This is a genomic window from Nocardia acidivorans NBRC 108247, from assembly GCF_001625085.1.
In the GTDB taxonomy this organism is placed as follows: Bacteria; Actinomycetota; Actinomycetes; order Mycobacteriales; family Mycobacteriaceae; genus Nocardia; species Nocardia acidivorans.
This window is the reverse complement of record NZ_BDAW01000058.1, coordinates 1-21,286: the sequence shown is the minus strand read 5'-3', so window position 1 is coordinate 21,286 and position 21,286 is coordinate 1. Positions and strand designations below refer to the sequence as shown.

General features: G+C 65.7%; 19 protein-coding genes and 1 pseudogene. 7 read left to right on the top strand and 13 right to left on the bottom strand.

Annotated features, from left to right (window positions below):
• The 3 genes and pseudogenes from adhE to NA10_RS26495 all read right to left on the bottom strand — a co-directional run bounded on the left by adhE (position 1) and on the right by NA10_RS26495 (position 7,342).
• Complete coding sequence (adhE, locus tag NA10_RS36000) at positions 1–5,859, bottom strand: bifunctional acetaldehyde-CoA/alcohol dehydrogenase (protein ID WP_245677915.1); 5,859 nt, start codon at positions 5,857–5,859, stop codon at positions 1–3.
• Between the two features lie 129 nt (positions 5,860–5,988).
• Positions 5,989–6,285, bottom strand: a pseudogene (locus tag NA10_RS39620) (MaoC/PaaZ C-terminal domain-containing protein); the annotation flags it as partial.
• A gap of 808 nt (positions 6,286–7,093) precedes the next feature.
• A complete protein-coding gene (locus NA10_RS26495) occupies positions 7,094–7,342 on the bottom strand; it encodes a hypothetical protein (RefSeq protein WP_067572666.1) in 249 nt (82 codons plus the stop codon).
• 241 nt (positions 7,343–7,583) lie between these two features.
• On the opposite strand from NA10_RS26495, the gene NA10_RS26490 reads away from it, so the two are divergent.
• From NA10_RS26490 to NA10_RS26480, 3 genes are all read left to right on the top strand, one after another.
• Positions 7,584–8,405: an SGNH/GDSL hydrolase family protein gene (locus tag NA10_RS26490; protein ID WP_067572664.1), complete on the top strand. Its 822-nt coding sequence runs from the start codon at positions 7,584–7,586 to the stop codon at positions 8,403–8,405.
• Positions 8,406–8,716: 311 nt separating this feature from the next.
• Positions 8,717–9,310 (top strand): TetR/AcrR family transcriptional regulator, encoded by a 594-nt coding sequence (locus tag NA10_RS26485; RefSeq protein WP_084515267.1) that lies wholly within the window; start codon positions 8,717–8,719, stop codon positions 9,308–9,310.
• Positions 9,307–10,485, top strand: coding sequence for an NADH:flavin oxidoreductase (locus NA10_RS26480; RefSeq protein WP_067572661.1), 1,179 nt, complete (start codon positions 9,307–9,309; stop codon positions 10,483–10,485). Before NA10_RS26485 ends, NA10_RS26480 begins: the two co-directional genes overlap by 4 nt.
• Positions 10,486–10,560: 75 nt before the next feature.
• On the opposite strand, the gene katG is transcribed toward NA10_RS26480, so the two are convergent.
• The 4 genes from katG to NA10_RS26465 all read right to left on the bottom strand — a co-directional run bounded on the left by katG (position 10,561) and on the right by NA10_RS26465 (position 14,732).
• The gene (gene katG, locus NA10_RS26475) at positions 10,561–12,777 is read right to left on the bottom strand and encodes a catalase/peroxidase HPI (RefSeq protein WP_067572659.1); all 2,217 of its coding nucleotides are present in this window, start codon (positions 12,775–12,777) and stop codon (positions 10,561–10,563) included.
• A gap of 36 nt (positions 12,778–12,813) precedes the next feature.
• The gene (locus NA10_RS26470) at positions 12,814–13,266 is read right to left on the bottom strand and encodes a Fur family transcriptional regulator (protein ID WP_067572657.1); all 453 of its coding nucleotides are present in this window, start codon (positions 13,264–13,266) and stop codon (positions 12,814–12,816) included.
• Positions 13,267–13,382: 116 nt separating this feature from the next.
• Entirely contained in the window at positions 13,383–13,511 is a 129-nt protein-coding gene (locus NA10_RS39260) for a hypothetical protein (RefSeq protein WP_281180255.1), read from the bottom strand.
• 120 nt (positions 13,512–13,631) lie between these two features.
• A complete protein-coding gene (locus tag NA10_RS26465) occupies positions 13,632–14,732 on the bottom strand; it encodes a GGDEF domain-containing protein (protein ID WP_067572655.1) in 1,101 nt (366 codons plus the stop codon).
• Positions 14,733–14,943: 211 nt separating this feature from the next.
• Between NA10_RS26465 and NA10_RS26460 the strand changes: the two genes are divergently transcribed.
• On the top strand, positions 14,944–15,693 hold the full coding sequence (locus NA10_RS26460; RefSeq protein WP_084515266.1) for an isocitrate lyase/PEP mutase family protein: 750 nt from the start codon (positions 14,944–14,946) through the stop codon (positions 15,691–15,693).
• On the top strand, positions 15,690–15,908 hold the full coding sequence (locus tag NA10_RS39615) for a DUF397 domain-containing protein (protein WP_373862428.1): 219 nt from the start codon (positions 15,690–15,692) through the stop codon (positions 15,906–15,908). Before NA10_RS26460 ends, NA10_RS39615 begins: the two co-directional genes overlap by 4 nt.
• A gap of 43 nt (positions 15,909–15,951) precedes the next feature.
• Here the strand turns inward: NA10_RS39615 and NA10_RS26455 are convergent, their stop codons facing one another.
• On the bottom strand, positions 15,952–16,590 hold the full coding sequence (locus NA10_RS26455) for a DUF4097 family beta strand repeat-containing protein (RefSeq protein WP_067572653.1): 639 nt from the start codon (positions 16,588–16,590) through the stop codon (positions 15,952–15,954).
• Positions 16,591–16,848: 258 nt separating this feature from the next.
• Between NA10_RS26455 and NA10_RS26450 the strand changes: the two genes are divergently transcribed.
• Both NA10_RS26450 and NA10_RS39255 read left to right on the top strand, forming a co-directional pair.
• Positions 16,849–17,091, top strand: a complete 243-nt coding sequence (locus NA10_RS26450) for an aldo/keto reductase (protein ID WP_245677913.1) — start codon at positions 16,849–16,851, stop codon at positions 17,089–17,091.
• Positions 17,067–17,195 (top strand): hypothetical protein, encoded by a 129-nt coding sequence (locus NA10_RS39255; protein WP_281180254.1) that lies wholly within the window; start codon positions 17,067–17,069, stop codon positions 17,193–17,195. Before NA10_RS26450 ends, NA10_RS39255 begins: the two co-directional genes overlap by 25 nt.
• Positions 17,196–17,619: 424 nt before the next feature.
• On the opposite strand, the gene NA10_RS26445 is transcribed toward NA10_RS39255, so the two are convergent.
• The 5 genes from NA10_RS26445 to NA10_RS26430 all read right to left on the bottom strand — a co-directional run bounded on the left by NA10_RS26445 (position 17,620) and on the right by NA10_RS26430 (position 20,911).
• Positions 17,620–18,531: an LLM class flavin-dependent oxidoreductase gene (locus NA10_RS26445; RefSeq protein ID WP_174562554.1), complete on the bottom strand. Its 912-nt coding sequence runs from the start codon at positions 18,529–18,531 to the stop codon at positions 17,620–17,622.
• 156 nt (positions 18,532–18,687) lie between these two features.
• Positions 18,688–18,831 (bottom strand): hypothetical protein, encoded by a 144-nt coding sequence (locus tag NA10_RS37085; protein ID WP_157556749.1) that lies wholly within the window; start codon positions 18,829–18,831, stop codon positions 18,688–18,690.
• A gap of 251 nt (positions 18,832–19,082) precedes the next feature.
• Positions 19,083–20,000: a hypothetical protein gene (locus tag NA10_RS26440; protein WP_067572649.1), complete on the bottom strand. Its 918-nt coding sequence runs from the start codon at positions 19,998–20,000 to the stop codon at positions 19,083–19,085.
• A gap of 240 nt (positions 20,001–20,240) precedes the next feature.
• Positions 20,241–20,684, bottom strand: a complete 444-nt coding sequence (locus tag NA10_RS26435; RefSeq protein ID WP_169812648.1) for a type II toxin-antitoxin system VapC family toxin — start codon at positions 20,682–20,684, stop codon at positions 20,241–20,243.
• Entirely contained in the window at positions 20,681–20,911 is a 231-nt protein-coding gene (locus tag NA10_RS26430; protein ID WP_067572747.1) for a ribbon-helix-helix domain-containing protein, read from the bottom strand. The genes NA10_RS26435 and NA10_RS26430 overlap by 4 nt, the downstream gene beginning before the upstream one ends.
• Positions 20,912–21,286: the final 375 nt, after the last annotated feature.

Genomic DNA, 21,286 nt, shown 5'->3' with positions numbered 1-21,286 from the left:
TTATGTCGTTGCGGCGGAGCCGGTTTCGGGACGCAGTCGCGGGTGACTTGCATTGACTGGCGCAGCCGTCCAGAAATAGGCGTCTGTCATGAGTCGCTGCATATCTCGGAGAATCGGTGCGCGCGGATTGGCGGGGGCGCATTGGTCCTCATAGGCGTTGATGGCCTGCTGCGGCAAGGCAGCCATGAAGTCGGCCTCCGCGACGCCGAGTTCGGCGAATGAGCCGGGAATCGCGACCGCCGATCGAAGCTTCTCGAGTGCGGCGGCATAGGACTCCACAGCTGCTTCGGTGGTGGCCGCCGGTAGCCCGAGGATGCGGGCGATCTGCTGAAAGCGTTGCGGTGCTTGGTAATTCTCGTATTTGGGCCAGCCGGTGAGTTTGGTTGGCGGGGTGCCGTTATACCGGACAACGTGCGGAAGCAGAACAGCGTTGGTTCGGCCGTGTGCGAGATGGAAGGTACTACCAAGGGTATGCGACATGGCGTGGACGATTCCGAGGAAGGCGTTCGAGAACGCCATGCCCGCGATCGCGGCCGCGTTGTGCATTTTTTCGCGCGCGTCCGGGTCACCGGCGACCGCACTCTCCAGATTGGTGAAGATCATTTCGATGGCCTTGAGACACAGGCCGTCGGTGAAGTCACTGGCGTGGACGGACACGAACGCCTCGGTGGCGTGTGTCAAGGCGTCGAACCCGGAGTCCGCGGCCAGCGTGGCGGGTAAATCCAGGACCAGGTCGGAATCGACCAATGCGACCGACGGGGTGAGTGCGTAGTCGCCGATCGGGTATTTACGCCCGGTGTCACGATCGGTGACGACGGCAAAAGGACTCATCTCCGACCCGCTGCCGGAGGTGGTGGGGACGCAGATCAGTTGCGCCCGGCTGCCGAGCTGCGGGAAACGGAAGGTTCGTTGCCGCATGTCGTGAAAGCGCGCTTTGGCGTGTTCGAATGCGGCGTCGGGGTGCTCGTACCACAGCCACATGATTTTGGCCGCGTCCATTACCGAGCCACCACCGATCGCGATGATCGTGTCAGGCTCGAAGCCGCGCATCACCTCCGCGCCGCGGCGGGCGGTGGTGATGCTCGGCTCCGGTTCGACGAAGTCGATGATGCTGATGGCCGGCGGCTGGGGACGACCGCGCAGCACGGTCGCGACCTTTTCGGGAAATCCGAGACGGGCCAGAGTCGGGCCGGTGACGATTACCGCGCGTTCGATGCCTGGCATATCGGTGAGATGACGCAAACAGCCAGGTTCGTAGTAGATCTCGCGGGGCACTTTGAACCATTGGATATTGTTGGTGCGCTTGGCGATTCGTCTGATATTCAGTAGGTGGACCGCGCTGACGTTCCCCGCGACGGAGTTTCCGCCCCAGCTGCCGCAACCGAGGGTCAGCGAGGGTAGGAAATCGTTGTACAGAGCGCCGATCGCACCCTGGGAAGCCGGCGCGTTCCAGACGATTCGGGCCGCGGGCAGCGCGGCCCCGTAGCGTACGGCCAACCCCTGGTCGCGAGTGTGGACCACAGCGGTATGGCCGCGCCCGTGGTGGGAGAGAACACGTTGAGCCAGTCGGATCGCGTGTTCGGTATCGCTGGCGCGGATAACCGCGAGTATCGGGCACGACTTCTCCCGGGTGAGCAGTTCCAGTTTCCCCACGGTCGTGACCTCGGCGAGTAGTAGCTGTGTGTCGACAGGCACTGTGAAGCCGGCGTGCTCGGCCAGCCAGGTCGCGGAGCGGCCGACAATGCGGGGGGTTCGTTGCGCATGTTCGGCGTCGGGGGTGCCCGATTCGGCATCGAAGATCAGTCGCTCCAATTTGGTGCGGTCCTCGTCGGTGATGACGTGCGCGTGCAGGCCTGCCATTCTCCGCAGTGTGTCATCCCAGACGGAACTGTCAATAATCGCGACTTGTTCTGCGGCACAACTCATTCCGTTGTCATAGGTTACCGATAGCAGTAGATCGTTGGCGACGCGATCCAGATCGGCGTCGGGTGCGACATAGGCGGGGGTGTTCCCGGGCCCGACCCCGATCGCGGGTTTACCGCAGGAATACGCGGCGGTGACGACCTGACTGCCGCCGGTGGCCAGAATCAGCGACACACCGGGATGAGACATGAGCGCGGTGTTCGCCGCACGCGTCGGAGTCTGGATCCACTGAATGCAGTCCGCGGGCGCGCCCGCCGCGACGGCGGCCTCACGCACCGCGGCAGCTGCGGCCGCACCCGAGCGGGGAGCCATGTGATGAAAGGCGAAGATGATCGGGTTGCGGGTCTTGAGCGCGATGAGTGCCTTGAACACGACACTGGCCGTGGGACTTGTCACCGGGGTGATCGCGGCGATCACCCCGACCGGTTCGGCGATTTCGGTGACACCACTGATCTCGTCGTGCCGCACCACCCCCACCGTCCGAAGTCCGGCAAGGCTATGGGCGATGTGTTCGCTCGCATAGACATTCTTGATCGACTTGTCCTCGACGACACCTCTGCCCGTCTCCGTCACAGCGAGTTGGGCGAGCTCCAGGTGCCGGTCCAGGGCTGCGAGCGCGGCATTCTGGACGATGTTATCGACGGCTTGCTGGGATAGTTGCGTGAATTCGGTCAGCGCGGTGCGGGCATTATCCACCAAGAGCTCGATCTCGATATCGGGCACTGTGGCATCTGTCCGGTCGGTCGGCGACGGTCGAGCCTCGGCCGGCGCGCTACTCTCCGGTTCCGGCACCGGGGCTGGACCACCCGTCGGAACACTGTCACGCGGCGGGATGCGATCGGCGAGCGCCGCCGCGAGGTCTCCCAGTGTGCGATGTTCATACAGTTCGTCGACATGCATTGCGCCGAAGTGCGTTTCCAGCTCCACCGCGACCTCGACCATGGTCATGGATGACAAGCCCAGTTCAGTGAAAGTAGTGGCGGGTGTGAGTACGGCCGGTGCCACGTTCGCTACTCGCGACAATGCCGAGCGCACGGCCTCGATCTCGCTCTCCTCGATGATTCCGGTGGAGGAGAGGGGCGTGTCCGCCCGGACGGGCTCGAGGAAGTCACGCACGGCAACGAGATCCGAGAGTTCCTCGGCGATCATGCGCAGGGTGTCGAACCGCAGTGGGTCGGTGGCCACTGCGGGGGCAGTGCTTCCCGAGGAGATGGTCGAGTATTCCATCGCGGCGGGGTCGAAGTGCGCCTGTGTAGCGGCCTCGGCCGTCAGCAGGAAGTCGGTGCCGTCCGCCACTTCGTATGGTGTCGCGATCGATGCGAGGAAGTCGCGAACGGGCTGGTTCTTCGTGGTCGGCCGGAATTGGACGCGGATCGCGCCGCACCCCGCCGCGTGTGCGAGGTGCCCCAATTCGGCGAGCATGCGGTGCTCCACGCCGCGTCCCAGGACGCGGCAGCTCAACAGGAACGTGTCGACGACGAGCTCTCCCGACCGGACCAGGGAGATGAGGACCCCGACGGTGCCATGGTCGCCGAATCGGTCCGATGCGTGTACCACGTGGCATCCGACCCCGGGTTCGGCGAGCAGTGCGCGTAGTTCGGGTTCGAGTCGGCGTCGGGTGCTGGCGTTGAACTGATTGGTGCGTTGTGTCAGTTGGGCTACGCGGCGCAGATCCTGCGGCCCCGCAGGGAGGATCCGCACCTGCAGTTCGAGGCGGTCGATGAATTCGCTGAAGCTCAACGTGCGGCGAAGTTGCAGACGTTCGTGCTCGGCCCGGTATTGCTGGGTGCGTTGGCGATCGTTCTCGGTGACGTTCCGGCGGTCCAGTGCCCAGATCCTGCGCCGAAACGCGGAGAGCTGGTCGGAATCGGTCGGGACCTGCAAGGTCAGGACGGCGGGGCACAGAGCACGCATCTGTGCCACCTCGACCGGGTTGTCATCCAAGAAGACCACGCTGTCGAGCCCGAGGTTCAAACCGGCTGTCAGGTCGATCAGGCTCTGTGGTTTCGCGCCCCAGCCGACTTCGCGGGCGGCGACCAACTCGGGGCGCAAAGGCATGTCGGGTCGGCGCGCGAATACCTCGGCAACCGTCTCGGGATCGTTCTTGCTCACCAGCGCCACCACGACACCCTGCTCGCTCAGCTCGGCGGCCCATTGTTGCAGCTCGCGATGCCCTTTCGTGAGCTGCAGGCCCTCTGGACCGTCCTCGCCCGCTACTCCGTGCCATAGGGTGTTGTCGCAGTCCAGTGCCAGGACTTTGAAGGGGGGTGCCACGGCCGAGTGCAGTGCGCGCGCCAGCCCTGTGGCCAGCGCGATGTATCCCTCTGCGGTATAAGGGATGTGCGCCATTCGAAGTCGTGCCGCATCGTGGAGATCCGACACCTCCAGTCCGCCGTGCCAGCCATCGATATCGAGTAGATCGACCCCGGCTACCGAGTCGAGCAGGACAGACAGCTCGTTGTGCACACGCTGGTCGAGGTCGCGATGCTCGGGAGGGCTCGGACAGATCTGCACCAGCAGCGGCACGCCGGCGCGGTCGGTGAAAGCACGCACTGCCGCAGCGAAATCCGCGACCATGCCGTCCACCCCGGCCTCGAGCCAATCCGCCGGACGGATCAGCACCGCCGCACAGCGCGATCGGGACAGTTCACTGCCCGGCATCAGCAGTTCCTGAAAGACCTGCCCGAACCCGGCGAAATGCGCGTCGATGGTCAGCCCGAGCCGATCCAGCCACCGCCGCAACGGATCTGAGAGTGGATCGGTGACGAAGGACGCGGCGATCATGAACTGCGGCGGTGTCTCCGGTGCGCCCGGGACATCAGCGAATTCTTGTAAGAGGACCGTAGTGGTGGAGTTTTCGACGGGCTGGCTCAACGCGCCGACGACGCGCGCGGCGACAGGTTCGACTCGCAGACCGGCCGAGTTGGTGGATCCGGCGACGTAGGCGGTATCGAGTCGCGGTGGGCGGGCGATGACCGGGGCGGCCAGCGCGTTCGCGACAGCGAAATCTCTCACCTGCTGTTCAGCCCGGCGCTTGACCGCGGCGTAGTGGTCCCAGCCCGGCGGGCAGTCGATGACGGCGGTGCTGGAAACCAGAACGATGCGCCCAGAACGTTGAGTGAGCAGCTCGGACAGAATTCCCAGGGGTGCGTCGACCATGCGGTTGGCATGCCGTTGCCATTCGGCAGCCGCCACACCTTCTTCTCCCGGCTGGAATGGTGGGCAAGCGTTCAGGACAAGCAGATCCGCGCCGCCATGCTCGGCGGCGATCTCCTCGCGAACCCTGGTGAGCGCCTCGGTGTCGGTCACGTCAGCCCGAACGACACGGACCTGCCCGGGGCCGGACTCGGCCGCAGCCGCCACCTGATGCGCGTCTTCCACGCAATCTCGATACAGCAGGTAGACCAGCGCTCCCCGTGCCGCCAGGCCGTGCACCATTGCCGCGCCAAGCCCTCGGCTGCCTCCGGCCACCACAGCGACTCGCCCGGTCAACCTCGGCCCTGCGGACAGCATCGTCGTGAGCGCGTCCAGATCGAGTGCGGCCGGCGTGCGGCGAACGAGGGCGGACACGACAACCCTGCCGACCCCGGCCAGTTCTCCGGTGATCGTGACCAGACCGTACCGGGCATCAACTGCGGTGACGATTACCCTGCCCGCCCCAACCGCTCCCGGAACAGTCTCATCGGGTACCACCACGAACCCGGTGACCAGCGCCTGACATCCGGGCACGCGCATACCGGCAACAAAACTGGCCCAGGCCAGCAGACGTGCACGCCGCCGAATAAGCGGGTCGTCGACTTCGACTCCCCACTGGGCCAGCAGCTCCGACAGGCGCGCGTCATCCCCGGCATAGGGCACCGACATCGACATCCCGGAATGCAGCTCCTCGATGGTCCATACCGCGGGCACTCGATCCGCGAAGTCTCGATCGTTCACGACCTCGTCGACCTTGCCCGTGCTCCCGGGAAAGACCGGTGGGACATCGACAAGGGAGATCTCCGCACATACGCGTCCAATGGATCTGACAACGATTCCGGTGCTCCCGTTGTCGAGGACCTCGAGTTCCTCACCCGGGAAGCAGGGAGCCAGGAATCGCACACGGATCGGCTGACCGGCAAGCCGCTCAAACGAATCAGGACGGGCCGCGAGGCCGTACAACGCGACCAGGGCGCCGTGGACGATCGGCCGACCGAACGCGGAGCCGCGCCGCGCATAGACTGGATCGACGTGCAGCGGATTGGTGTCACCGCTCGCAAACGCGAACGCTCGAACGTTGTCCACCGAAATGGTGCGACGAGCTGCCGTCACCGCCGGTGCCGATACCTCGGGAAGTCCTGCTTCGGAAGTGCTCTCAGCTGCCATCGGTCACGCCTCCTGATGTGGTTGCAGATCCGAATCCCACCCCCACGACAGCAACACATTAGCTATTTTCAAGCGAATCGGGCAGGTAACTGACTAAATCGAGCCCTACTCACGCCAAGCCCGCGCGGACAGCCTGGCCTCACGCCAGAGTGCTCAAGCAGCCAGACGACCGGTCCCGAGCTGAACTCAACGCGGCGCCCAGCCTGACCAGGGACTTACGCCATATCCGTTGTTTTTCGGCGACTATTACCAGAACCCCGGGATGGACCGGCCGCCGGCTGGTTCAAAGTCTCCTGACCGCCGGGCGGTTCGCACTTGATACGAGTAACTGCACCGGAACTCGGCCGGTCCGATCAGTGCGAGCCCAATCGAACGTTCTCGGTCGCCAGCCAGCCGGTGACACTGCCAACCGATCACTATTCGCCCCGGTCACGACCACCTTGGCCGTGACCCGGTACTTGAAGACGGCCCCGATGCCGGTAGTACCGGCCAAAAGAGCTGTGCCGGTGACGGGGCGAGCCCACCGGGGTGACCGGCCTGTGCAAAGGTCGTCGAATGTACCGTGCGCGCGGCGGAGAGCGCGTAAGCGCCTATGGCGGAATGGGATTCGGCCGCACCGGGCAGTTCGACGGCCACCGGCGATTGCTCGGCGGAGTGCTCCGCGCCCTCGAAGAATAGATCTTGCCGACGAATGGAATTTCCGGGAATTCACCAGGCGGACAGGTCGGATCGGGCGGCTGCGGCCCCGGTCGAGTCGCGGTTCGCCAGAGCATTGACAGCCCAGGCCAATTCCGGGCGGTGCGAATGGCTAGGGCGGCGGCGAACCCGAGGGGGTGCCGGGGAAGGGGTGCACGGCAATTCCCGGGAATCGGCGATGAATGCGATCCGCATAGCGATGCACCGCGGCGAGTTCGGCATCCAGGGATCGGCGGACCTCGAGTGTGGCCCCGCTGTGCAATCGTCGGACCAGCGTCACGGCGTGTTTTTCCAGCTCTGCCAGAAAGACCCGTGCCTGCGCCAACTCGGGATCCTCGGCACTGTCGTAACTATCGAACATCGGCTACTCGGATCATGCGGTTCGGGTGCGTCTTTCGGCGACGCGACCCTCTGGGCTGCATATCGCGGAAGTATTCCACGCTGTCTGCGAATGCGCTGGCCGAACGGTTTGCGATCCTGCGACATTCGTGAATCGATTCGACTGTGATCGCGGAAGTCTCGCGCAGTGTTCGCCAATTATTGCCTGACCTCGGGTATCGCCGGTCTCTCGCACTTCACCATCGCCGGGTGAGAATCTGTGGATGGCATCCGCACCGCCCTTCAGCCGTTTCGTCGCGCTCGGTGACAGTCAGACCGAGGGTGTCGGCGACCCCGACGAGCACGGTGGCCTCCGGGGCTGGGCGGACCGCTTCGCGAGCAAACTGGCCGCCGCCAATCCCGGTCTGCTCTACGCCAATCTGGCGATTCGGGGTCGGCGCACCGCGCGCATTCGCGCCGAGCAGTTGGAGGCGGCGCTGGCGCTGCGACCGGATCTGGTGGCGCTCGTCGCGGGGATGAACGACCTCATTCGGCCGCGCTTCGATCAGGCGGCCACGCTCGCCGATATCGAGGCCATGGTGGCGGCGCTGACCGAGGCGGGTGCGCGGGTCATCAGTTTCACCTTCCCCGATATCGGCAGTGTGGCTCCGATGGTGCGCCCGCTCTCCGGGCGGGTGCGCGCCATGAATGCCGAAATGCGGTTGCTGGCGGCGAAATACGATGTGACGCTGGTCGATTTCGAACCCGTCCGCACCACCTCCGATCCGCGGGCCTGGGCCGATGATCGGCTGCATCTGAGTCCGCTCGGGCATGAAATCGTGGCGCAGGCGGTGGCCGAGACCCTCGCGGTGCCCGGGGCGGATGCCTGCTGGCGCGATCCGTTGCCGCCGATCCTGACCCAGCCGCGGCCGCTGGAGCGGGTCGCCGCCGAATTGCGCTGGGTCGCCGATCATTTCGTGCCCTGGGTGGGTCGTCGGGTGCGCGGGCGCTCCTCGGGTGATTTCGTCCTGCCCAAGCGCCCGCAGCTGACGGCGGTGACACCCGAGTTCCTCGGTCTCGATACCGCGCCGCCGTCGACCTGGTAGCCGCGATGCCCTCGGTCAGTTCAGCTGTCGGCCGTCGGCATCCCAATACCGCCGGCGCAGATCGCGTTTGAGGATCTTGCCGGCACCGGAGACCGGGAGCGCGTCCACCATATCGATACTGCGCGGCGCCTGGTACCCGGCGATGCGGGTCTTGGCGTGCTCGCGAATCCGCCGCCGAACCAGGCGGCACCATCGACCTACTCGGCCCCGGCGGCGCCACGCCCCAGCATCGCCGAGCGCATCCGCTCGACTGGGCGCACCTTTTTCAATCAGTGATTGAAACGTCGATTGAATCGTGTTCTACTGGGCGCGTGGTGCGAGTGAACGACGATCTGTCCACGCGGCAGAAATTGCTGACGGTCGCGGAGCGGCTCTTCCTGGAATCCGGGTACGACGCGGTCTCCGTGCGCGCGGTCAATACGGCCGCGGGGATGAATCCGGCCTCGGTGCACTATCACTTCGGCTCGAAGCAGGCGCTGGTCTCGGCACTGCTGGAGGAGCGGCTCGGGCCGATCTGGCGGGTGCGACTGGATGCGGCGCTGGCGCGGCGGCGGGCGGGCTGGGTGCCCTCCATCGCCGAACTCATCGACGAGGTGGTGGATCCGCTCGCGGAGCTCGCCGCCGATCCGGTGGGGCGGCTGCGGCTCAATCTGCTGGCGCGCGTGGTGCTGGGCGGGCGCGAACAGGCGTGGAGCGCACAGTGGTTCGCCACGGATCCGTGGGTGGAGTTGCTGCTCGCGGTGCGCCCGGAGCTCACCGAACGCGAGGCGGCGGGACGCTGGGGCCTGGCCTTCACCCTGATTCTGGAGTACTTCGGCGATCCGCTCTCCGCCACACCGCGCGACCGGCGCATTCCGGTCCGAACCCTGAAATCCTTTGTAGCGGCAGGACTTGTGCAACCGTGACCGAAATCTTCGCCCCGGCCCGACTGGGACCGATAACGCTGCCGAATCGAATCATCAAGGCCGCCACCTTCGAAGGCGCGACGCCCAAGGCGCTGGTCACCGAGGATCTGATCGACTTCCACGTCCGGCATGCCGCCGGGGGCGTGGGCATGACCACCGTCGCGTACTGCGCGGTGCTGCCCGAGGGCCGCACCGACCGGCATCAGATCTGGATGCGCCCCGAGGCCGTCCCCGGCCTGCGCCGCCTCACCGATGCCGTGCACGCTGCGGGCGCGGCGGTCGCCGCCCAGATCGGCCATGCCGGACCGGTCGCCAATGCCGCCTCCAATCGGCTGCCCGCCGTTGCGCCGCACCGTATTCCGAGCCCGCTCGGCATGCGCATGATGCGCCGCGCCGACAAGGCCGAACTCGCTCGGGTGGTCGCCGCGCACGCGAATGCCGCCACCCTGTCCATCGAATCCGGATTCGATTCCGTGGAAATACATTTCGGCCACAACTACCTGGTCAGCTCATTCCTGAGCCCGATGCTGAACCGCCGCCGCGACGAGTACGGTGGCTCCACCCGCAAGCGCGCCCGCCTGGCCCTGGAGGTCGCCCGCGCCGTTCGCGAAGCAGTCGGCGACCGCATAGCCGTCACCGCCAAACTCAGCATGGACGATGGTGTGCCGGGCGGTTTCTGGCTCGACGAATCGGTCCAGGTGGCCCAGTGGCTAGAGGCCGAGGGCACCGTGGACGCCCTCGAACTCACCGCCGGCAGCTCCCTGCTCAACCCCATGTACCTCTTCACCGGCGACGCCCCCCGCCGTGAATTCGCCGCCGCCTTCCCGCCGCCGATGAGCTGGGGTATGCGCCTGGCGGGGCGAAAATTCTTGCGCGAGTATCCCTTCCGCGAAGCCTTCCTCCTGGATCAGGCCCGCCAGTTCCGCTCCCAGGTCGCTCTCCCGCTCATTCTGCTCGGCGGCATAACCCAGCGCGAAACCATCGAAAGCGCTCTGGCGGAAGGCTTCTCCTTCGTCGCCATGGCCCGCGCCCTACTCCGCGAACCCGACCTCCCCAACCGCATGCGCGCCGACGCCGGCACCCCCTCCCTCTGCATCCACTGCAACAAGTGCATGCCCACCATCTACTCACGCACCCGCTGCGTACTGACCACCCCCGCACCACAACCGGCCTGAGCCTTCGCGCGACTGGACCCGACAACGAAAGCGCCGCGGACCTTGTGGGTCCGCGGCGCTATCGGGGAACGACTGTCAGATGTCGAACCGGTCCAGGTTCATGACCTTGTCCCACGCCTTGACGAAGTCCTGCGCGAACTTCTCCTTGGCATCGTCGGTGGCGTAAACCTCTGCCAACGCACGCAATTGGGAGTTGGAGCCGAAGACCAGGTCGACCCGGCTGCCGGTCCACTTGGCCGCACCGGTGGCGCGGTCCTTGCCCTCGAAGGTCTCCGCGTCCGCGGAGGTGGGCTCCCACTTCGTGCCCATATCGAGCAGGTTCACGAAGAAGTCGTTGGTCAGCGTGCCCGGGTTGTCGGTGAAGACACCGAGGGTGGAGCCATTGTAATTCGCGCCCAGCGCACGCAGACCGCCGACCAGCACGGTCATCTCCGGTGCGCTCAGGGTGAGCAGGTTCGCCTTGTCCAGCAGCAGGTACTCCGCCGGCAGGCGGCTGCCCTTGGCGACATAGTTGCGGAAGCCGTCCGCACCCGGCTCGAGCGCCGAGAACGACTCCACATCGGTCTGCTCCTGGGTGGCATCGGTGCGGCCCGGGGTGAAGGGCACCTCGATATCGAACCCGGCGGCCTTGGCGGCCTGCTCGACCGCTGCCACGCCGCCCAGCACCACCAGGTCGGCGAACGAAACCTGAACGCCGCCACCGGCATTGAAGGATTCCTGCACGCCCTCGAGGGTGCGGATGACCTGGGCCAGCTCGTCCGGGTTGTTGACCTCCCAGCCGCTCTGCGGGGCCAGGCGGATACGGCCGCCGTTCGCGCCACCGCGCTTGTCACTGCCGCGGAACGACGAGGCCGCCGCCCACGCGGTCGAAACCAGCTGCGGCACGGTCAGACCCGACGCGAGAATCTGCGACTTGAGCGCCGCGATCTCGGTCGCACCGATGACCTGCGCCGGGGCCGCCGGAACCGGGTCCTGCCAGAGCAGCACCTCGGAGGGCACCTCGGGGCCGAGGTAGCGCACGATCGGTCCCATATCGCGGTGGGTCAGCTTGTACCAGGCCTTGGCGAACTCGTCGGCCAGCTCGGCCGGATTCTCCAGCCAGCGGCGGGTGATCGCCTCGTAGATCGGATCGATCCGCATGGACAGGTCGGTGGTCAGCATGGTCGGCAGCTGCTTCTTGGATGAGTCGAAGGCGTTCGGGATGATCGCCTCCGAGTCCTTGGCGACCCACTGGTTCGCGCCGGCGGGGGACTTGGTGAGCTCCCACTCGTAGCCGTACAGGGTCTCCAGGAAGCTGTTGTCCCACTTGGTCGGGGTCGGGGTCCAGGTGACCTCGAGACCGGAGGTGATGGCGTCCTTGCCGACGCCGGTGCCGAAGCTGGACTTCCAGCCCAGGCCCTGCTCCTCCAGCGGGGCGGCCTCGGGCTCGGGGCCGACGTGATCGGCCGGGCCCGCGCCGTGCGTCTTGCCGAAGGTGTGGCCGCCGACGATGAGCGCCGCGGTCTCCACATCGTTCATGGCCATGCGGCGGAAGGTCTCGCGGATATCGGCGGCCGCGGCCAGCGGATCCGGATTGCCGTTGGGGCCTTCGGGATTGACGTAGATCAGGCCCATCTGCACCGCGGCGAGCGGGTTCTCGAGATCGCGCTGGCCGGTGTAGCGGGCGTCGCCGCCGAGCCACTCGTGCTCGGGACCCCAGTACACGTCCTCCTCGGGCTCCCACTGGTCGACGCGTCCGCCGCCGAAGCCGAAGGTCTGGAAGCCCATATCCTCGAGCGCCACATTGCCCGCGTAGACGATGAGGTCGGCCCAGGAGAGCTTGCGGCCGTACTTGACCTTGACCGGCCAGAGCAGGCGGCGCGCCTTGTCCAGGCTGGCATTGTCCGGCCAGCTGTTCAGCGGCGCGAAACGCTGCATGCCCGCACCGGCTCCACCGCGGCCGTCATTGATGCGGTAGGTGCCCGCGGCATGCCAGGCCATCCGGATGAAGAACGGGCCGTAGTGCCCGAAGTCGGCGGGCCACCACTCCTGCGAGGTGTGCATGACCTCGACGATGTCGGCCTTGACCGCGGCCAGATCGAGGGTCTTGAACTCCGCGGCGTAATCGAAATCCGGGCCGAACGGATTGATCTCGGCCGGGTTCTTGGCCAGGATCTTCAGGTTCAGCTGGTTGGGCCACCAGTCACGGTTACTGCCGCCTTCGACCGGGGGCTTGAGGCGGCTGGACGCGACCGGGCAGCCGGCGGCGGGTTCGGTATTGGCCTCACCGATGGGCGGATGTTCCTGTGCCACGGGGCATTTCCTTTCGAAGGGTGGATCGGGCTGTGATCACGAGTGGGACGGCTGGGGTGCCGCCGTCTGGGCAGTCGAGCAGTCGGGGCACAGGCCCCAGTAGATGACCTCGGCCTCGTCCAGGACGAAGCCGTTGCCGTTCGAAGGAGCCAGGCAGGGTGCCTCGCCGACGGCGCAGTCGACATCGGCGATGACGCCGCAGGAGCGGCAGACCACGTGGTGGTGGTTGTCGCCGACGCGGGTCTCATAGCGCGCCACCGAGCCCATGGGCTGGATGCGGCGCAGCAGACCGGCGTCGGTCAGTGCCCGCAGCACGTCGTAGACGGCCTGGTGGGAGACGGTTCCGAGGGTCTCGCGGACGCGGCGCAGAATCGAATCGGTATCGGAGTGGGGGTGGGCGTGCACAGCGGAGAGCACCGCAACGCGCGGCGCGGTCACCCGAAGGTCGACCTCGCGCAGCATGCGCCCGAAATCAGCTGCTGTGGACACATTCCGAAGTATGACTCATTCCAGTCTTCATGGAAAGGAATTCGAGCAAAACGGGTGCTGAACGGGGGAAATTCGAGTTCGGATTCAGCCCGACGGTCGGCGCTAGGCGGTTTAGGCTAGCGCCGGGGCAGTTCCAGGGCCGCGAACGCGAACTCGGCGAAGTTCGCCGCCTGCTCGGACAGCCGCGCCACGCCCGCGGCAATGGTGCGCCGGGTACGCAAGGCCACCGCATCGGTGAACAGCACGATGCGCCCGTCGCCGGATCGCCCCGGCCGGTTCTACCGCGAATGTGGTTCGCCGAAATGCCGACGGTGCCTGGCGATTCGCCGTCCACAGCCCGCTCGGCACCCGGGAGGCCGGAAACTCTAAGCCGGTTCGGCGGGGGCGCGGCTGATCAACTCACCCACCACGACGCGGTCGCCGCCACCGGCCTTGGCCTGGTACATGGCCTCGTCGGCGCATTGGACGAGCTCCTCGGGGGTCGGCCGCGGAGTGCCGGCGCTGTCGGCCGGATCGAACACGGCGATGCCGATGCTGATGGTCACCGGAATGATGTGATCGGCGGCGACCGCCTGCCGGAACGATTCGGCCGCGGCCAGTGCCCGTTCGGTGGTGAGCTGTCCCACCACGGTGAACTCCTCACCGCCGGAGCGGGCCGTCACCAGATCGGCGGTATCGCAGGACTGGAGCAGTTGGGCGGTGCGGATCAGCACCTCATCGCCCATGGAGTGACCGAAGCGGTCGTTGACGCTCTTGAACTGGTCCAGGTCCGCGATCATGACGCAGATCTCGGCCCCGTCCCTGGCCTCGAAGAGCCGGTCGAGTTGGAACTCCAAGCCGCGCCGATTCAAGAGTTTGGTCAGCGGATCCGAGATCGATTCGGACTGCACCAGCCAGAACATGAACTGCAGTGAGGGCAGGGACAGCACCACCGCCGCGATCATGATGAGCACGATGGCCACGGCGAGATACGCGTCCCCGCCCGCGGCCACCATGCGCCAGGTCAGCACGATCACAGACAGCAGCGACCACAGTGCGTGCGCCGCAAGCACCTTCGGGCCGTGGAAGAAGGTGAGATAGCAGCCGGGGACCACCAGCAGCATTGCCCCGACCGAGCTGTAGACCCGATCCGAATCCTGTAGACAGCAGGCCGTGATCGCGATATCGGCCGCGGCGAACAATGCCAGTGATTCGACGGTGCTCGGCCACGGCAGGAACCACCAGCGCAGCGCCCACAGCAGTGCCCCGGTGATCACCACGCCGAAGACCGACAATCCGAACGTATCGGTGGGTCCGGCCGAGGACAGTGCGGTGGTGGTCCCGATGACGGCGAGCAGGATACCGCCCGCCCCCACCGTCCAGCGCTGCCAGCGCAGCACCGAATGCGAGGCCAGCACATGCGCCAGCCAGTGATGGTTACCGGTATCCCGCCACCACGATTTCAACAGATCAACGCTGCTACCCATGGGCTCCGTTCGGCATCGGCAAACGAATCGGCACACCCTCGCAACTTTCCCGACCAGTGTATGTGCGGCTTTCCCACTACCGCGACAGCCGACCCCCACTCTGCGACGCTCACCACTGTGAGCACAACGAACCGGCTGCTCGCTCGACGAGTTCTGCGGCCGGATCCGGTCCTACCGGGTAGGGAAAATTTCTCGAGGAGAGGACGCGCCCGTGACCGACCTGAAGGCCCAAGCCCAAACCCTGCGTGACCTGCACACCGGCGAAATGCTGATACTTCCCAATGTCTGGGATGCCGCCAGCGCCGCGATAGTCGCCGAAGCCGGTTTTCCGGTCATCGCCACCGCCAGCAACGCCATCGCCGCCATGCTCGGCTACCCAGACGGCGAGATAGCTCCCTGGCAGGAGATGTTCGCCGCCGCCTCCCGCATAGCCCGCGCCGTAGATCTCCCGGTAACGGTCGACGCCGAAGCCGGATACGGCCTACCCCCCACCGAATTGGTGGACCGCCTCCTGGACCTGGGCGCCGTCGGCTGCAACCTGGAAGACACCGACCACCACACCGGCACCCTCAAAGACCCTCGCGCCCACGCCGATTGGCTCGCCGCCGTCCGATCCGCCGCCGATGCCACCGGCATCCCCCTGGTAGTCAACGCCAGAATCGACGCCTTCCTCCCCGCCAGCGCTCTCCCACCCGCCGCCCGCCTCCCCGAAGCCCTCCACCGCGCCCACCTCTACGCTGCCGCCGGTGCCGACTGTCTCTACCCAATAGCCCTGCGCGACAAGCAATCCCTGGAAGCCTTCATCAAGCAAGCCCCCACCTCGGTAAACGCCAACACCGGCGATTCCCTGGATCTCGCAACCCTCCGCACCCTGGGCGCGGCCCGCGTCTCCTACGGCCCCCAGTTCTACCGAGCCGCCCTTGCCACCCTGAAATCCACCCTCCCCCAACTGAATCCGTGACTCGGCTCGAGCGAACTCGGTCGATCGCCGAGCCGCGTCGAAATCGCGCAGGTACGGCGTGGGGAATCCCGTACGAACAGCGGCGATGTCTACCTCGGGAAGGCCGATCGGTGGGTGTGCGGGACTCGGAGTGTCCCGGTGATGGCGCGCTTGTTTTTGGGGCGGATGAGTGGATTGTGTTCACCGCTGCGGTGCGGGATGGTTCCCTCGGCTGACGGGGGGTGGGCCCTGGGCCCCGCCGTCAGGTCGGGAGGTTGGTCAGGCGGCGTTGGCGTGGCGGATGATGATGTTGCCGTAGGAGTTTCGGGCGTGGACGTGGACTATGTCCTTGGTGGTGGGGGAGATCGGCTGTAGTTGGTTCTGGACGTTGCCGTGATGGGTGTTGGAATCGAGTTGGGCCGCGCTGCCGGGGGTGATGCCGACTTCTACTTCGCCCATGGAGGTTTGCAGGTCCAGGGTGCCTCTGGTGGCTTCGGCGATGCGGATATCGCCCTGGGAGGTTTTGGCGGTGACCGAACCGGTGGTGCGGCCGATTTCGATATCGCCGGAGGCGATTTGGAGGGTGCAGTCGCTCAGTTCGCCGGTGCTGGACAAACGGCCCACGGCGGCGGTGGCCTTCAGTTGGGAGCCGGTGGGCGCCTCGATGATCACCTCGATCGTCGGGTTGCCGCCGAAGGGGGCGTAGGTGCGCCAGCTCTTGGGGGTGTCGACGGTGAGATGCCCTGCGGCGTAATCGATGTGGATCTGTTCGGCGGCGCGGACATCCCCTTTCTTGGACTGGTCGGCGGGGCGGACTGTGACGACGGTGTCGGTGCGGTCGGAGGCGATGACCCTGACCTCACCGGAGGGGATGTCCGCGGTGATGGCGATCGGCCCGGGGGTCTCGAATGTGGGCATGGCTGTACTCCTTCGGCGTGAACCGGTTGATTCATGAAATCGGTGCGATCGTGCTTCCGATACCTCCGACTATATGTAGAAGTATACGTATATGCAAGGTGCTTCTTTCAAGAACACTGGTCACGGTGTGCCTAGGCAGTGCGCGGTACTTACTGCCTGGCCCGGTGGAAATCGCCGAAAGTTGGATCCGCCGGAAGGAATCCGGCTTTCCGATTCACAGGAGCACAGCACTCATGACTGTCACACTCGGCCGCACCGGTGGAGATCACCCGAATGGGCTTCGGCTCGTGGGCCGTTTCGGGCTCGGGATGGACCTTCGGGTGGGGCGCCACCGATGATGCCGAATCGGTCGCCGCCATCCGGCACGCGATCGACTCCGGCGTCAACTGGATCGACACCGCCGCGGTGTACGGCCTCGGTCACGCCGAGGAACTGGTCGGCAAGGCCATCGCAGGTCTCCCCGAGGCCGACCGCCCGTGTCCGCCAATCTGCAACTGGTAGAGGCACTTCGGCCGATCGCCGCCCGCCACCACCGCACCGTCGCCGAGATCGCCACCGCCATCGAAGTCTCCGGCGCGGGCAGCGGCCCCGCCCGGCACGCATGAACCTCGCGCCGTTGTGATCGGCGAGCGTATGGAAGCTCGCCGAGAGCGCGGAATGTGATTCGGGCGTCGCCGCCTTCGACGGGCGGCTGGATTCTGTCGACCTCGACGATAAGCACGTAACCGCGCCATCAAACGGTTGAGCCCGCCGATCAGCGGCAATGACAGAAACAGATAGAACACCAGCTCATAGGAGAGCGCCCAGGATGCGCCGACTATCTGAATGTCCCACCCGCCGATGAAGAACTGCACCATGTTGTTCGCGATGAAGTTTGAGTACGGACAGTTCCAGAAAACCGCTCGCAGACGGCTGGTAACCCTGCGAGAAGTCATCGCGCACAGTCATTCACCGTCCCGAGCACTGTGTGAGCCCGGCTGTTGAAACCTAGCTGCGCGGTGGTGATCTGCCCGAGACCGACCTGACCTGTCACACCGACTGATCTGGCCGGGTAGGCAGCACTTCCCCCGCGATGCGCTCGAAGATCGCCTCCGCCGCCGAACCATCGGAATCCGCTGTGGGCCAACGCATCACCACGTCGGTAAAACCGAGTTCGACGGCTCGGCCCAGTGTGTCCTCGAATGCTCTGACGCTGCGCACAGGAGATTCCGGCGCCGCGTCGAGGTTGAGGTAGCGGTCGATCGAATCCGGCGCACGCTCGGCACGCTCGACCTCGGAATCGAACATGGCGGTGCGGCCGCCCACACCTCGCCACCATTCGCCCTGCGTCTGCGCGGGCACGCCGGTGGTGGCCCATCCGGCCCCGTAACGGATCGCCAACCGCATTGTTCGCGAACTATTCGCCGCCACAACGAAATCCGGTCGTGGCCGGCGCAACGTTCCCGGCAGATTCCGCGAGCCACGGGCGGTGAAGAACCGGCCCGCGTGGTTGAACCCGTCGACCGTCAGCGCGCCGTCCAAAGCGGTGACGAATTCGGCGAAACGGTCGACACGCGCGTGCCGGCTCAACGGTGAGCCGCCCAGCACCTCCGCGTCATACCCGTCGTCCCCGGCGCCGAGGCCGAGAACGAAACGCCCACCGCAGATGTCGTCGAGCGTGTTCAACTCACGCATGAACGGAATCGGATGCCGGAAGTTCGGCGTCGCGACGAAGATTCCCAACGGGATCGTCGTGGTCTCCGCCGCGGCGGCGGCCAGCGTCGGCACCGCCGCAAACCAGGGCCCGTCGCTGTAGTGCCGCCAACCGAGGTGATCGTAGGTCCACGCGTGGTCGAAGCCGTACTGTTCGGCGCGCCGCCACCTGTTCCGCGCCGCCGCCCACCGGTCGTCCGGGACGATGACGACGCCGATTCTTATTGCGGCGCTGGATGTTCTGCCCATCTGTGCCTTCTGTTCTGTCTCGAGCAGGGTCGTGGACGATATAAGTGGGCAGAGTGTCCAGTTATTCCCGGCGGGGTCATCACCTTGGCTGTCTATGGACCGCGCTCTAGGTCAAACCCGTGGGCACACGGCGCGTACTTCCCTGTGAGGTCGAAGTCAGGTCCGATGCGCCCGAAGTGCTGCGCGATACTGCGGCAGCAGCCACGCGTAGAGCGCCGCTTCCACAAGCAACGGGCGTATCCGGCGATCTGTAACCTTGTGCCAGCGGGCCTGGGCGGCTTCGATGAGCTTGTAGGCCATGGCGATTCCCGCCGAGCGCGAGCCTGGCCCTCTCTCCGGATTACCTCGCGTCGTTCGCGGAACGATGCCAGCGCGGTCGGCACTCGCGGCCGCGGCGGACGAGCTGCGGATGTGGACCGGGGTCCGGGGTTCTTCGCGGCTCGTGAGATACCAAACCGCCCGCGACCTCCGAAGAGGACACGGACGGTTTTTGCTACTTGTGGAGCTCAGGGACCGGCATCCGGACCGCGCGGTGGTGGTTGACTATCCCGCTATCCCGTTCCGTTCTGTGGGTGTGCATCGAGGTCGAAGATCTGCTTGGCAGAGTCCACGACAAGGGCCAGATCAAGCCAGTGCATCAATTGATCTAGGTCCGAACAGCCCGTAACGCGTGCGCGGTCGGCCTCGCCGACCGCGAGTCCGCGGCGATCCAGAATCCGCAGGACGGACCCCGCCAGCGCTTCGGCCCGGCCTTCGGCCCGGCCGATGGCCTGGTGTTCGTGTGCGAAGTCGCTCTCCCAGTGGTAGTTCTCGATTGCCATGGCCACGAGCTCCTCCCACTCCTTTCGGTACCGGTCAGGTACGCATGTGCTGATGTAGTCATGGTAGTGGACACGCAGATCGGGCTCGAGGTGATGCATCGCCTCGAGGACCATGGTGAGGACGTTGCGGCGCTCAGGATCGCTCAGGTGCCCTGGCGCGGACAGCAGTGCGAGCTCGGGCCATCGGTCGGCCTCGGCGACGGTGGTGATCGCGGGCAGCATTCCCGGCCAGTAGGTGCGGGGTCGGAAAACGAAGTCGGGGTGCCCGGTTTCGACGGGGAGCGCGACTCTGCGGGCGGTTCGTTCGTCGGGACAGAACGCCAGCAGCACGACCGGGCAGCCCAGCCGTTGGCGTACGTGGGTGACATAGGCGGGCCAGCTCAGCGCGATGCGTTCGAGTTCTGGAGTGCGGCAGGAGTTTTGGACTTCATGAATGATCGCGAACTCAGGCTTGTCGGCGTTCGTGCCGACAAGCACGAGATCCAGATGCAGTTCTCCGGGAGACAGCAAGGTGACCGTCTCGGGACCCGGCCGCCAGCACGGCAGGTCTGGAATCGCGAGACCGAATACAGTCCGGGCAATGCGAGGTGCGACATCGGGGCGATTGCGCAACAACTGCAACGGAATCTCGTGGCGGATGGATGGCACGCCAAAAACGTAGCGACTCATTCGAACACGCGTTCTGAAACTGCGCGAACATGCCCGGTTTCTCCCTTGCTAGGCGTGTCCGGCCTGTGACTCGACGGCCGTAACGAAAGTCCCAGGACCGTCGGCCCAGGGGTTTTTATGTGTGGACCTGACGGACCAACATACGAACCGTGCGGTGCTGGTCAACGGGCTGGACATTATGATCCGGGCGGTGGATACCCGACCGCGATTGTCGGCGGTTTAATCACCCTGGAGCAAGAGCCGGAACGACGAGCGAGCGGGTGTCAGGGGCCGAACGGCGCGAAAGTCCTTCTCATCCAACGTCAATATGTCATTGGTGAGGTAACGCTCGGCGAGCACGACCGTGACCGCGTCGGCCAGGTCGAGCCGGAGCCCGCGATACTGTTCGATGATTTTCTGAGCGACCCGGAGGTCATCACGGTCTACCGGTGGCACGAGCACCGAACCCTCCTCAGCCGACGTGAGCAGATCGTCGAGTACCAGATCGGCTGTCCTGCGGTCTTTTCCGAACCGTGCAGTGAGCAAATGATCGACCTCGTCGAGCACGAGTGGCGAGATAACCGCGACAGAGGTGGCGAGGAATTCACGGGCCTGCTCGTGCAGTTCAGCGGCACGGTCGTACGCGGCGATGATGGCCGAGGTATCGGCGATGAAGAAGCTCACTCGCCGTATGCCTCGCCGAGCAATTCCTCACTGTTGGCGGCGAACCCGGGATCGCCGGAATCGAACGACGGCCACGGACGGGTGCGCTGGACCCTGTGCGACCGCAGCAACACCAGGTCGATCCCCTCACGGATCAAATCGGCTTCCGACCGCCCCGTCGCTTCAGCAGTCTCCTTGAGACGGGCAGCCTGCTCGGGATCCAGGTACACGCTCGTTTTGGCCTTCATAAACGTAGGGTACAACGTAGGGCACCTGCCAGGTTCGTGCATTGCCGGAAAAGCAACAGAGCCCCCGGTCGATGAACTGCGGCTCTGTGTTGAAGTGGGCCCGTCTACCAGCATACGAACCGCGCGATGCTGGTAGACGGGCCGGACATCGTGATCCGTGCAGTGGGTTCCCGGCCAAGCTCGTCTGGCGGTCTCGGATGATCACGACCGCGCCAGCGGGCCGGCCACAACGAATCAACTGCGGATCAAACGGCCGACTCATCATCAACGCGCAGGCTAAACGCCCGTGCAGGTGTCGGCAGGAAGCGCACGGCTGTAACGGCAGAACGCGCACACAACTTGCGGCAGAACGCGCATCAATGTTGCGGCAGAACG